10 protein-coding genes and 1 tRNA gene are annotated in these 13,485 nt (G+C 56.4%); 7 read left to right on the top strand and 4 right to left on the bottom strand.

Features of this window, described 5'->3' with window-relative positions:
• The first annotated feature begins 72 nt into the window (after window positions 1-72).
• A complete protein-coding gene (gene dusB, locus Poly51_RS20695) occupies window positions 73-1,098 on the top strand; it encodes a tRNA dihydrouridine synthase DusB (RefSeq protein ID WP_146459672.1) in 1,026 nt (341 codons plus the stop codon).
• Here dusB and mscL read toward each other — a convergent pair.
• The 4 genes from mscL to Poly51_RS20675 form a co-directional block, all read right to left on the bottom strand.
• The gene (gene mscL / locus Poly51_RS20690; protein ID WP_146459671.1) at window positions 1,095-1,565 is read right to left on the bottom strand and encodes a large-conductance mechanosensitive channel protein MscL; all 471 of its coding nucleotides are present in this window, start codon (window positions 1,563-1,565) and stop codon (window positions 1,095-1,097) included. The two genes, dusB and mscL, sit on opposite strands and share 4 nt — an antisense overlap.
• A gap of 42 nt (window positions 1,566-1,607) precedes the next feature.
• Window positions 1,608-2,885 (bottom strand): nucleotide pyrophosphatase/phosphodiesterase family protein, encoded by a 1,278-nt coding sequence (locus Poly51_RS20685; protein ID WP_146459670.1) that lies wholly within the window; start codon window positions 2,883-2,885, stop codon window positions 1,608-1,610.
• Window positions 2,882-4,558 (bottom strand): alanine/glycine:cation symporter family protein, encoded by a 1,677-nt coding sequence (locus Poly51_RS20680; RefSeq protein ID WP_246114649.1) that lies wholly within the window; start codon window positions 4,556-4,558, stop codon window positions 2,882-2,884. Before Poly51_RS20680 ends, Poly51_RS20685 begins: the two co-directional genes overlap by 4 nt.
• A gap of 237 nt (window positions 4,559-4,795) precedes the next feature.
• Window positions 4,796-4,868, bottom strand: a tRNA-Phe gene (locus Poly51_RS20675).
• A gap of 267 nt (window positions 4,869-5,135) precedes the next feature.
• Here Poly51_RS20675 and Poly51_RS20670 point away from each other — a divergent pair.
• The 6 genes from Poly51_RS20670 to Poly51_RS20645 all read left to right on the top strand — a co-directional run bounded on the left by Poly51_RS20670 (window position 5,136) and on the right by Poly51_RS20645 (window position 13,475).
• Window positions 5,136-6,818: a hypothetical protein gene (locus Poly51_RS20670; RefSeq protein WP_246114648.1), complete on the top strand. Its 1,683-nt coding sequence runs from the start codon at window positions 5,136-5,138 to the stop codon at window positions 6,816-6,818.
• A 57-nt stretch (window positions 6,819-6,875) separates the two neighbouring features.
• Window positions 6,876-7,847 (top strand): hypothetical protein, encoded by a 972-nt coding sequence (locus Poly51_RS20665; protein ID WP_246114647.1) that lies wholly within the window; start codon window positions 6,876-6,878, stop codon window positions 7,845-7,847.
• A gap of 67 nt (window positions 7,848-7,914) precedes the next feature.
• Window positions 7,915-8,622, top strand: coding sequence for a MotA/TolQ/ExbB proton channel family protein (locus tag Poly51_RS20660; protein ID WP_146459669.1), 708 nt, complete (start codon window positions 7,915-7,917; stop codon window positions 8,620-8,622).
• A gap of 67 nt (window positions 8,623-8,689) precedes the next feature.
• On the top strand, window positions 8,690-9,178 hold the full coding sequence (locus tag Poly51_RS20655) for an ExbD/TolR family protein (RefSeq protein ID WP_146459668.1): 489 nt from the start codon (window positions 8,690-8,692) through the stop codon (window positions 9,176-9,178).
• A 64-nt stretch (window positions 9,179-9,242) separates the two neighbouring features.
• Entirely contained in the window at window positions 9,243-10,034 is a 792-nt protein-coding gene (locus Poly51_RS20650; RefSeq protein ID WP_146459667.1) for a biopolymer transporter ExbD, read from the top strand.
• Between the two features lie 69 nt (window positions 10,035-10,103).
• Entirely contained in the window at window positions 10,104-13,475 is a 3,372-nt protein-coding gene (locus tag Poly51_RS20645) for an outer membrane protein assembly factor BamB family protein (RefSeq protein ID WP_146459666.1), read from the top strand.
• The last annotated feature ends 10 nt before the right edge of the window (window positions 13,476-13,485 follow it).

Raw genomic sequence — 13,485 nt, 5'->3', positions numbered from 1 at the left:
TGGCAGAACGTGGTTTAGCAGACACAATCAACGGTCTTGCCGACCTGAAACCAGCCAAAAGCATTCTGTTCCATGCCTAATTTTCCGCATCCGCCGCTTCGCATCGGTGACCTCGTCGTCGACCCGCCGATTCTGCAGGCGCCGATGGCCGGGTTCACCAACGCCGCTTTTCGCCACATCGTCCGCCAATTCGGCGGTGCCGGGTTGTTGGCGACCGAGATGGTGAATGCCCGTGGTTTTGTCTGGCTGGACGAAAATGATGCCGAGCATCCTGATCGCCTGTGGGGCGTTGCCGACGAACCGCGTCCCTTGGCCGTCCAGATCTGGGACAACGACCCCGAGACGATGGCCAAAGTCGGGCGTCGTTTGGTCGAGGAATATCAAGTCAGTGTCGTCGACATCAATTTTGGTTGCCCGGTTCGCCAAGTGACCGAAAAGGCGCACAGCGGCAGCTACTTACTGCGCGAGCCCAATCGAATGTCGGCCATCATCAGCCAATTGGTCAAAGCCTGTGCCCCGACGCCGGTGACGGCCAAGATTCGATTGGGATGCAGTCGCACGAACATCAACTGCAACGAAATTGCGATGGTGGTCGAGGAAGCCGGCGCCGCAGCCTTGACGGTTCACGGTCGCACCGCGGCCGACATGTTCACCGGCGTGGCGGATTGGGATCGCATTAGCGAAATCAAGTCACACCTGCGCAACATCCCGTTGATCGGAAATGGTGACTTGGATTCGGCTGAAAAGGTGGTCGCGGCATTCAAAAACTACAACGTCGACGGCGTGATGATCGCACGCGCGTGTCTGGGGCGACCGTGGCTGTTTGCCCAGGCAGCTGCGGCACTTCGAGGCGAACCGATTCCGCCGGAACCGACCATCGACCAGCAGCGCGACGTGATGCTGGACCACTATCAATTGGTGGTTGACCGATTTGGCGAAGAAAAGGGCACGGTGCTGATGCGTAAATATGCGTGCTGTTATGCCCAGGGCAAGCGTGGCGCCCGATTCTTTCGAACGCACGTTGCCAAGGTCTCATCCGCCGAAGAATTCTTCGGCGTCGTTCGCGAATACTTCCCAACCGCTGAAGCGGTGGTCTAGGACGATCGCTTAAGTGAGTCGCGGATTTCACGCAACAGCAAGACGTCTTCCGTCGGTTCTTTGACCTCTTCCGCTTTCTCTTTCTCATAGCGTGCTTTGACGCTGTTCATGACTTTGACGGCCATGAAGATCGCGGCGGCGACCAGCAGGAAGTCGACAATCGTTTGGATGAACGGTCCATAATTCAGGATCGGGTAATCTTGCATTGCCATGATTGGCGATCCATCAGCCGCTTTTTCGACGGTCCCATCGGGCAGCAGTTTCGGCGATTCGGTTTTGACCGTGTACGCCATTTCGCTGAAGTTGACGCCGTACTTGGCGGTCAACAAATTCAGCGGCGGCATCACGATGTTGGAAACAAACGAAGAAACGATCTTGCCGAACGCGGCACCGATCACCACACCAACGGCCAAGTCGACGACGCTACCTCGCATCGCGAACTCACGAAACTCTTTCAACATACCCATCGCAACAAATCCTTCTAGACCGAGATTTAAGTGACGTTCCGGTCAAAACAATTGACGGACATAACCGAGAAATTTTCGCATATCCGTGGGTAAGGCACCAGTCCCGATGATAACCGGGCCATCTTGTGGGCTAGACGGGTGCGCCCCGTGGCTGCCGCGAACCAGCGTCGCGTCAAGCGGAATGACATCCATCTTGTAGCGGAAGCCTAGTTTCTTTTGAGCCACGCGAGCGACCGCGCGGACCTTGCTGGTCGCGAACAATTCGCAGGGGTCATAGCCCGGTTTGCGATGGATGTCGACGGTGCGGGAAAAATCGGGCGCCGCATCATCGTCGAGCCAGTAATAGTACGTGAACCAAGCATCTGCATCGGCAATTGCGATCAGCTCGCCGCTGCGAGGATGGTCGAGTTCGATTGCCTCCGGTGCAACAACTTGCGCAATCCCGGGCGTTGCCAATAATCGATCTCGCACGTCAGCGATCATGTCCCGATTGCGAACGTAGACGTGTGCCAACTGGTGATCGGCGATCGCAAACGCATCGGATTCACCAGGAATCATCATCTCGCCGAACGGTCCGCTGCGAATGCCCAACCAGTCGGCACGGCGAAGCACTCGGTTGATATCGACCGGGCGGCTAACTGGGACGAGACCGTATTCCGATACGACAATCACGGTCGCGCCGATATCATTGGCCGCGTCGATGATACGGCCCGCCGCGGCGTCGACTTCGGCAACGCGCGCCGGATCGTGATCGGTCAGGCGTTGGAAGTCGTAGTCCAGGTGCGGCAGGTAGGCCATCGTCAATTCGGGGCGTTTTTCACGCATCACAATCGCCGTCGCGTCGGCGATCCAGTCGCTGCTGGGCAGCCCCGCATTGGGGCCCCAGAACGAGAAAAACGGAAACGGCCCCAACTTCTTCGTTAGGTCGCATCCGGTGTGATCCAAGATGTCGAACGCCTTCGATCCGTCACATCCATAGTGCGGTTTCGGCGTGGCTGAGTACTTCACCCCCGACGACTGGTTGAACCACCAAAACATCTTCGCCGTTTCGATGCCGTCGTAAAACTTGGGGCCCTGGACCAACGAATTGGATTGCTGCCAGAACCGAATTTCTTGCGTGTCGCGGTAATACCAGCCGTTGCCAACGATCCCGTGATCACGTGGCGGAAGCCCTGTCAGCATCGTGGCTTGTGACGTGCAAGTCACCGCCGGCAACGGGCTTCGCCAAGCCTGGGCGTTGCCGACCGATCGGATGCGCGGCGCGTGTTCCAGTAATCGCGGCGTTAAGCCAACGACATTGATGATGCAAGCACGGCTCATGACTTGAACGAATCAGCCCGGGCAACTTCGCCGCGTTTGTACTTCGCCCAATACGAATCGAGTTGCCGCTTGACGACGCCGCTGAGCATGAATACGCCCAGCAGATTCGGAAAACTCATTCCCAAAATCATCAAGTCGCTGAAGTCGAGGATATTGCCTCGCGTCACGATCGAACCGAGTACCGTAAACGTTAGGAACAAGATCTTGTAGAAGATCGAGAAACGCTCGCCGAACAATTCGACCCAGCATCGTTCGCCGTAGTACGACCAGCTGATGCAAGTCGAGTAGGCGAACAGCACGACGGCGAAGTAAAGCAGATAACGAAACCAGTAGTGGCCGCCGTTGGCGAAGGCGTAAAGTGTGATCTTCGCGCCCTGGTCGGCTTGGATGGCGCCGGCCAGTTCGGGTGCGTTGTACGCGCCCGTTACCACAACCACCAAGGCCGTGATTGTGCAAACGACGACGGTGTCGATGAACGGTTCCAGCAAAGCAACGATGCCTTCGCTGACGGGTTCGTCGGTCTTGGCGGCCGAGTGTGCGATCGCGGCAGATCCCACGCCGGCTTCGTTGCTGAATACGGCGCGTTTGATTCCGATGACCAGCACGCCTAAAAAGCCGCCGTAAGCCGCTTTGGGTGTAAACGCTTCGGTCACGATGGTGACGATCGCATCGGGGACAGCCGCATAGTTGCGGGCCAGAATGTACAGCGCGGCGATCACGTAAGCGAAGCACATGAACGGAACGATTTTGCCCGCCACCGCACCGATGCTCTTGATGCCGCCCATGATGACGACGCCAACGGCGACCGCCATGATCAATCCGTAGATGACGGGATAGGTTTGCAGGATCGGAACGTCGCCGCGAATCGCTTCGAGCGATTGGCCGATTTGGAACGCGTTGCCGCCTCCGAAGCTGGCGCCGATGCAAAGCACCATGAATACCACGGCAAGTACGCTGCCCAGTCGTCCGTAGCCGATGTCGGCGAGTCCCGTTCGCAGGTACCGCATCGGTCCACCCAGGACGTGGCCGTCGGCGTCGGTGACTCGGTAGAGTTGGCCGAGCGTGCATTCGGCGAATTTCGACGTCATGCCCAGCAGTCCGATCATGATGATCCAGAGCGTCGCGCCGGGGCCTCCCGTCGCAATCGCGATCGCAACGCCAGCAATGTTGCCAAGTCCGACCGTCGCGGACAGGGCAGCGGCGAGTGCCTGGAAGTGAGAAACCTCGCCCGGTTCACCCGGTGTGTCGTAAACGCCGCGAGTCAGGTCGATGGCGTGCCGGAAAGCCCTCAGGTTGATAAATCCCATCCTTAGCGTCAGGAAAATGGCGCCAAAAAACAGCCAAACCACCACGAACGGGATTTTGGTTCCGAGCCACTGCTGGGTGCCGAAGTCATAGAAAATAACGGCGGCGGCCGTGCCAACGACGTACTTGCCGAACGCTTGGTCGATCCGCTGGGACAAGGTGTCCGGGGACGTGTCGGGCGATTCATTGACCGAAGCATCCGTCGATTTCGGCGTTTCGACTTCCGGTGTATCTTGCGGTTGCGCGATCAATTCCGATTCGGCGACCGGTTGGTCAGGCGGGGTCGGCAGGTCGCTTTGGGCAAACGTCGTCGTCAAGGATAAGAGCCCGATCAGGGCAAACAGCAGCAGCAATCTTGCGTTCGGCATTTTTTCGGCTTGCGAGAGAGCAGGTCGTTGGTGAAATTCTCCCCCCCAAGCTAAAGCCTAGCGTTGTCGGTGGCGACACCAACGCCGGTGCGGATGGCACTCGCAGCAGGAAATTTCTGAAAAAAACAGTTTTCGATTCGCCACGTGGTCTCGATGTCGTTCATCAAGTGGGCGAAGAATGCGGTGGTGGCTCGAGTTGCCCCGCACCGTCGCGAGAGAAGCGACCCAGAAAAGAAGTGGTTAGGGGCGGGCTCGAACCGCCGACACCGGCCTTTTCAGGGCCGTGCTCTACCAACTGAGCTACCTAACCATTGCGTCGATTCGGTTTAGCGGATAATTCCGGAGGAACCGTACCAACAAGGGCGTCGGACATTCCGACGGTTGGGGATCGTAGGGTATGATGCTGGGCGTCGTCAATCGGTTTACCGAAGAACGATCTTCGGCAAGGTGGACCTCGGTTCACCGCCTCATTTTTGTGCCTATATTCCGTTCATCAATCGTAAACGCCAATCTCTGCCAGCGTGAGTCGGCATCGGGCAAAATTGCGAACTTTTTTCACGAAAACAAGATGATTTCGATGTCTGCAACTGCAAAAACCGAGAAGCGAATCGCGAATCGAAGTTGGCAGCAGGTCCTTGCAGCGACGCTCTGCGTGAGCCTTTGCTTGGGACTGGCGTCGGACGCAATTGCATACACGCCGGAAGATCCGGTGGTCCAGCAAATGATTAACAAGGGCGTCAAGTTTCTGGAGGGCCTCGATACGAAAGGGATGTCTCACGCCGGTTCACCGATGCTGATGGGTTACACGCATCACAAATGTCGGCACGATCCAGATGCGGCGATCGTAAAGCAGGGTATCGCCGCCGCGAAAAGGTACGTAGGAAAAGCTCAGGAATCTGGCCGGCTCGACCATACGGGCATGTACGACTTGGCGGTTTGCGTTTTGTTGTTCGCCGAGGTTGACCCCGTCGGTTATCGCGATGAATTGGTGCTGGCCCAGAAGTTGTTGCTTGACAGCCAGATGCCCGGCGGTGGCTTTGGTTACCCAGGGGACAAAATGGGTGACGTCTCGCAGGTGCAGTATGTCAGTTTGGCGATGTGGACTCTCGACCGAAATGGCATTCCGTTGAACTACGAGAAGGTGGTTTCCTGCTTGCAGTGGATCTTGCGGGTCCAAGATACCCAAGGAGCGTGGCCGTACCATGGCGTCGATCCCGGTCCCGGAAAACCAAACATTGCTCAGACTAACCGAGTTGGTATTTCGATGGGCTTAGCCGGCGGTAGTAGCACGCTCATTCTCGGGGATGCACTTCGGCTTTGGGGCGACACAACGTCGGACGAAAATGACCCAGGGATTGCCGGGCTTCCAAAGGCGATCAAACTTTTCGTCGAAGACAGCAACCAAAACCGTCGCAAGACAGCAAAAATATCCAAAGAGCCTATTTTTAGCTCCATCGGATATCTTGAATCCTGGCGCGCTAAAAACCCCTACAAGCGAAGCGGCCTGGATTGGTATTACTACATTCTCTACACGCTGGAACGCTACGAAAGCTTCGTTGAAATTGCTCGTGGACTTCCCAAAGACTCCAGCCCCGACTGGTACAACCGTTATGTCGACGAGCTAAAAGGGTTTCAAGACGCCGATGGCGGCTGGAAGGATCGGTCCCATACGCAAGCGCCCGAGAGCACCTGCTTCGCCTTGCTTTTTCTGATTCGCAGTACCCAGAAGACGATTTTTTCGCTCAGCGCCGGATCGCTCGAAGGCGGATACGGCTTGCCCAAGGACACGACCAATATTCGTGTCGATGGAACCCAGATCAAAGGCAAGGCGATTGCGACTCAGGTGACGGACCTATTGAAGATTCTGGAATCCGACGGGGCCGGTGACACCGAAGGTAAGTCATTGCCGGATGATTTAGAGCTTGATCCGACGCCGGCCGGTCGGCGGGCCCAGATTGACCGACTCGAGCGTCTGTTACGAGGCAGTCGGTCGTGGCAGGCTCGTCGTGTGGCGGCAAAGCTGCTGGGTAAGAGCGACGAACTGCGCGTTGCGCCCTCGCTGATCTTTGCGCTCAGTGATAACGACAAGCCGACTCGCCGATTTGCTCGTGACGGATTGCGTTTCATCAGTCGGAAGTTCGAGGGTTTCGGTATGCCCGATGATCCGTCGGAGGCCGAGATCGACAAGGCCCAGCGCGAATGGCGCGACTGGTATCGATCCACTGACCCAACTTACGTGTTTTTGGATTACGATCTGTAATTCCAGCTTCCACTTTTCGTTCACCTTGTCCCGTCTTTTCATTTTTAGGTTGCTGTCATGGCTTCGGTGGAGAATCCCGATCGTAGCGTCGACGAACAAATCGATCGTTCCGCAGTGGACGGCGGCACATCCGCCGAAACGCGTGGACATCACGATTCTCGCGAGGCCGAGCGAGAGAAGTTTCGGATCAGTCGATTCGATGTCGTGACGTCGTTTTTCATGGCATTGATGCTGTTTATCGGCGTGTTCGTGTTCATGCTTTTTGTGATTTGGTTGACCAGTCGCTGGACGTTCGCGCCCCTCGCAATCGCACCGATCATCGAGAACCCGGCAGGCCGCGGCGATAACGCCGAAGGTTTCGAGCGAGACTTCGAGCCGCCGGGGGCCGAAGAAGTCGAGGAGCTGTTGGAGCCAACACTTCAGGACACGATCGAGGCGGTCACTGATGCTGTCAGCAGCGTTGCCGCAGCGCTGACGACCAACGACACCGCTGCGACGGCGACAACGTCCGGCACCGGTGCAGGTGACAGTCGCCCGCCCGGGCCCGAGGGCGAAGGCGAAGACATCATTCCACGTTTTGAACGATGGCAATTGAACTTCACCGCACGTGACTTACCCTCTTACGCAAAGCAATTAGACTTCTACCAAATCGAACTTGGCGCGATTGGCGGGACGATCCAAGGTGTGGACGCTGTTAACAATTTGGCCAGCAAGCCGAAGGCGCGTCTGATCGTGGACACCGAGTCGGAAAAGCGTCTCTACTTTATGTTCAAAACGCCCAGCCCATTGATGCAGTTTGACTTGTCGCTGCTCAATTCGGCAGGCGTGAAAACGTCGGGGCGGACACCGCTGAAGTTCATTCCGTCCGAGCTTGAGAATAAGCTGGCGTTCGTCGAGTTGGAGTATTCCAAATCGAAGGGACACCCGTCGGTGACTGAGATTGCAAAGACCGTTTTCGAAAGTAAATCTGTGGGTGGTGGCTACGAATTCGAAGTCACCAGCCAACGTTACCGTAAGCCTAAAAAGTAGATCCGTTTCGCCAGTTTGCGATTCGATTCGTCCAATTTACTGATCCATCCGAAGGACCTGACCGCTGATGCTACTCGCTGAACTCTCTCTATTCGAGATCATCTCAAACGCGACCTACTTCGCACTTGCTGCGGCAGCGCTTTGGGGGTTGTACTGCATCGTTGTTGTTTGGACCCGTGTGGGGCAAAAACGATTCAAGTCCGAAGAAGAGCAAGACGTCTTCATGGACGACATCGAGCGGATGTTGACCTCCGGCGATCTGGATGGTGTCATTGAATATTGCGACGGAGACACTCGCGCCATTCCTCAGATCGCGGAAATGGCATGCAGCCATCGCGAACTCGGATACAAGAAGGCTCGCCAATACGTGATGGACCGATTCCAACGCGATGTGATGAGCGACCTGGAGTACCGTTTGTCATGGGTTAGCACCATGATCAAGAGTGCACCCATGATCGGATTGTTTGGGACCGTGTTCGGGATGATGGGCGCTTTCCAAACGCTGGCGACCGCGGAATCGGTCGAGCCGTCTTTGTTGGCCAGCGACATCAACATCGCACTGCGTACGACCGCGTGCGGTTTGGCGATCGCGATTCCGTTGATGATTTTGGTGGCCAGTGTCAACATTCGCATCGCCAAGATGGAAGACCTTGTCGGCGCCGGTTTGGCTCGCTTCATGGCCGCGTTTCGCGAAGGCTTGGACAAGGCGCCCGCACCGCGTGCTTCTGCCGGTCAAACAAATGAACCCGTTGCCGTTCAGTCACCGATGCGATGATCGGTATCGTCATCGAACCGAATCCCGAAACGCGATGAACCCTACGACGCGATGAGCACTGAACGCGATGAGTACTGAACCCGACGATTTGATCGACGACGCGGACGACGATTTTGCGTTGCCGCGCCGCAAGCGAGACGATGACGAGATGGACATCACGCCGATGATCGACATCACGTTCTTGTTGCTAATCTTTTTCGTGGTCTGTTCGACGATGGATCCGACCAAAATCGGCACCATTCCCGAAGCCGAGAACGGTTTGGCGATCGCGGCAAAAAATTCCGCAGTCATCTTCATCAACCCGGGCGCCGGTGATGACGTGATCTTGTCCAAAATGGACGGCACGGAATTGAGCCGTGACGAAGACGCACAGGCTTCCGAGATCATCGAGTACATCACGGGCGAACTCGAACGATCGCTGGGTGCGAGTAAGCAGCAAGTCATGTTGTTTGGCGATTCAAACGTCAAGGTCGGTCAAGTGACCCGGATTCAAAAAATCATCGGTGACGCGTTCGAGGACATCAACTCGACCTACATCGCCGTCAAAGAGAACTAACCGATTGCTGCGGCCATCGCTGTTTCCTAATTCCTCCTGCTGACTCCTGCACCCTTTTCACTCCATGCCAATCGAAGTCGTATGTTCGCAGTGCAACGCCAGCCATCATGTCAATGATCGGATGGCCGGGCGACGTGTGCGCTGTCCGAGTTGCGACACGGTGGTGCATGTGCCGGAACCCGAAATCGTGCTTGGCCAACCCGATGCCGATCAAGACGATTTGAGCCACGTTGATGATGCCTTGGATACAGGGATCACGGTCGATGCGGACGACGCACCGATGGTCGGCGCCGATTCGGCGGCGATTGTGTCCGAGCCGTTCGTTTCGGTGGCTTCCAAGGAAGCGGCGGCGCGGTCAGAAAATTTGGCGATGATCCCTTCTATTTCGGGACTCGAGGACGACGAAGAAGATCAAGTTCTCCAACGCAATAAGCGTCCCGAAGAAGAGATGGACATGACACCGATGGTGGACGTGACCTTCTTGCTATTGATCTTCTTCATGGTGACGGCGGCATTCAGTCTGCAAAAATCGATCGAGATGCCTCGTCAGCAAACCGACGCGCCGAGTACCAATTCGGAACCCGAAGAAACCGAGGACTTGGACATGGTCGAGGTTCAGGTCGACGAGTACGGATCGTTCCTGGTGATGGCGCCCGAATGGGAACGCGAAACACCGGGGAAACAAAACTTGGTCTCGACGCTCAAAGAAGCTGCTGGCAACAACAACGATGGCATGCGATTGGTGATCAAGGTTCACGAGATGGCCAAGCTGCGTGCGCTGGTCGACGCGATGGACGCGGGCACGATCGCCGGGTATGCCGAATTGGAAGTCACTCAGGTCGAAGAGTTCGACTGACGGTTCCGACGGCCTACGTTCGGATGCTACTTAATACCTAACGCTTAATTTCTAACACCTACGCAATCCATGCTTGCTAAAGATTTGATCGACCGACTCGAACGCCTCGGGTTACTCGACCAAGAGATCATCGAGGCCCTCCGCGAACAACTGGAACAGGGAGGCACGCGTGTGACGCCCGAAGCAGTTGCGAAATTGCTGGTCGATAATGGACAGTTGACCCATTTTCAGGCGTCCAAACTGATCGGCGAACTGCGCAGCGGGCAATACGAATCGGACGAAGTTGCCGAAGTGGATTTGACCGCAGTGGATGAATTGGGCGTCGTCGGTGAGGAGTTCGGGGAAGTCGTTGAAGTAGCCGATGGCGGTTATTTCGATGCTGAACCGGTGGCGGTCGAAGCGGTTGCTGTTGAAGCCGTTCCGGTGGGCGGCGGTAGTGGCCGATTGCAAACGAATGGTTCCGCGGATGTCGAACCGACCGCCGACCGCCCACGCTCGAGCCGGCGAAAACCCGACCCTCAGAAGTCGGTCTGGGATTCGTTTAAAATCTATGGATACTTGGGCATCATCGCGCTGCTGTTGTTGATGGGGGCCGGCATCACGTTTGTTCTCAGTCGCGAGAACGCTGATGAGTTTATCGGAAACGCAAACAAGCTCTACGATCAGCAGAACTATCAGGGTGCCCAGGATGCTTACCTGGGGTTCTTGGACTCCTTTGGCGACGAACATCAATACTCGTCGCTATCGCGAACCCGCGTCACGATGACTGAACTCTATAAAGCGGCTCAATTTAAACAGGAGCCGTGGCAGGCGGTGGATCTGGCAAAAGAAAAGTTGCCTATCATTGCCGAAGAAGAAGGCATGAACGAAGAACGCGGCAACCTCGCGTCTCTTTTGGTCGACATCGCCGCCAACATGGCCAGTTCGGCTGGCAAGGCCAAAGAGACGAGCGAGAAAGAGAGCTTGTTGGCGAAGTTGGACGAGCATCGCGAGTTGATGGAAAACCCGCTTTACATGCCGACGTCGATGCGTGCCACCTTGGCCGGCCAAATCAAGACGGTCGAAGAAGCACGCGAGCGAGTAAAGCGAGATATCAGTCGCAATAGACGACTCGATGCAGCGGAGACTTTGATGAAGGACTCGCTGGCGAAGAAGGAAACGAAAGCGGCCTATGACACGCGGGTCGAGTTGTTGCGAGATTTCCCAGAGCTCCAAGACGATGAGCGGTTGGTAACATTGATTCGATCGGCCAGTGATATCCAACAGACACTGGTTGCTCCGTCGTCGAAGCTTCCCGAAACCGTGACGCAGGCTCCCGACGGAGACCTGATCAATTCGGTGGTGCTGACATCGTTGGCTGGTCGTGCGGCGCCGGATCTGCGAGGCGAAACGTTGTACCTGCGTGCCGGCGGATCGGTGTTGGCGTTCGATGGCGAGAAAGGAAGCCTTCGCTGGCGAAAGTTCGTCGGATACGCCAAAGACTTGCCCCCGGTGCGAATCGAAAGTGGTAGTGGTGTTCTGCTCAGTGATTCGTCGCTGTTGGAAGTGTTTCGTTGCGACGCAGAGAATGGTCGAGTTTCATGGCGTGCGCAGATCGACGAAACCTTTCGCCAGCCGATCTCTGTCAAAGATGATGTCTACGTTGTTACCGACTCCGGCCGACTGATTTCCTTGGATGCCGATTCGGGCGATGCGAAATGGGTCAGCCAGATTCCACAAGGACTTGAAACAGCCCCCGGTATCGATGTGCGTGCCAACCGCGGATACCTTCCGGGCAACCACAGCAATCTTTACGTGATGAACACGCGTGATGGCGCTTGCCTGGAAAGTTTTTACATCGGTCACCGCGACGGAACCATCGCGGTCCCGCCGGTCCCGTTGCTGGGGCACGTGTTCGTGATCGAAAACGCCGGTTCGGAATACGCGATCGTGCACGTTTTACGAGTGGACGAATCAGGGCAGAATCTGCGAGTCGCTCAGCCTCCGTTCCGATTGACCGGCAACGTGCGTGTGACGCCGATCATTCAAGGCCGTCGTTTGATCGTGTTGACAGACCGCGGTGAAGTCACGGTTTTGGATATTGAGCCCACCGCAGAACGCGAACAAGTTACGATCGCGGCGACGTTGCCAGCGTTTTATGACGAACCGACTGCGACGCAAATGGCGGTCGGCCGAACGGCAATGTGGATTACCGGAACACGTGTCGGACGGTATGAACTGCAAATCAACACAGGCCGAGTCGTTCGCGATTGGAGTCTTCACGAGTTGGACACGTTCATCGGCGAACCGTTTTCCAGCGACGATACGTTGGTCCACTCGCGTGTGCTGCGTGGTACGTCGGCAATCCGCGTCACCGCAGCGAATCCGAAAACGGGGGAAGAAATTTGGCGGACGGATGTCGGTGTGCCGGTTGCGATGATCAAGCCCATCCCAGACGGAAATGGTTTTCACGTCGTGACCAGCCAAGCGGCTTTGTTCTCGCTCGATCGTGAAACGTTGGCGAGCGGGTCAACGCAAGGACCGATCGAAAATCCAGGTAAGAATGCAATCGGAATTCGGTTCGAGGATCCGATGCCGATCGACAAGAATCGAATCGCGTTGGTCAACCAAGTCGGTGGCCAGTCGATTCTGGTTTACGACCCCAGTCGCGAAACCGAAAAGCTGCGTCAAGTGGCGATGCAGCTGCCCGCGGGACGACCCAAGTCAGGCGGTTTGTTTGCCGGCGGCGGAATCTTCCTGCCGCTCGATACTGGCCGCGCGGTGCTGGCGAACTATCAAACGGGTGCGATGATGGCAACTCCGTTTCAACCGGCAAGCGATCCTGTGGCAAGCGTCGACTGGACTTATCCGGTTGGACTTCCCGATGACGCCGATCAAGTCGTGTTGGCCGACAGTCGCAAGAAAATCTATCGGATCCGTGTCGCTGAACAGCTTCGCGAATTGTCTTCCAAGGATGTTGAATACACTTTTCTGGGTCCGGCAACCGGCGTTGGGGGAACCTACATCGCGTCGACCGCCGGACCGGCTGCTGATTTTTTGGTCGGATTTGATATGACGAGCCTGAACGAAAAATTCAAGACTCTGTTGGATGGTCGCATTGCTTGGGGACCCGTCTCGGCCGAGAATTGGTGCTTGATCGAAACGGAAGACCGAATCTTGCGTGGTTTCACAGCTGAGGGCGTCGAGAAATTCCAGGTGTCTTTACCTGAAGGCCGACCGGTGGGGCAACCCGTCGTGATCGGTAATGCGATTGTCGTGGCCGGCCAAAACGGTTGGTTGGTTGCAATCGATCCGGCGAACGGAGAGCTCAAGGGCAAGTTCGAGTTAGGCCAGCCGATTTCGGCGACGCCGTTGGCGGTCGGCAACAAGCTGTTGGTACCAGGTGCCGAAGGCGTCGTTTACATCACTGACATTCCTTCGGAAGAAACCCTTGGCAATTAAATCGATTAGG

The sequence above is a fragment of the Rubripirellula tenax genome (genome assembly GCF_007860125.1).
GTDB classification, from domain to species: Bacteria; Planctomycetota; Planctomycetia; order Pirellulales; family Pirellulaceae; genus Rubripirellula; species Rubripirellula tenax.
The sequence above is the reverse complement of the archived record's forward strand: the minus strand, read 5'-3'. Positions and strand labels throughout refer to the sequence as shown.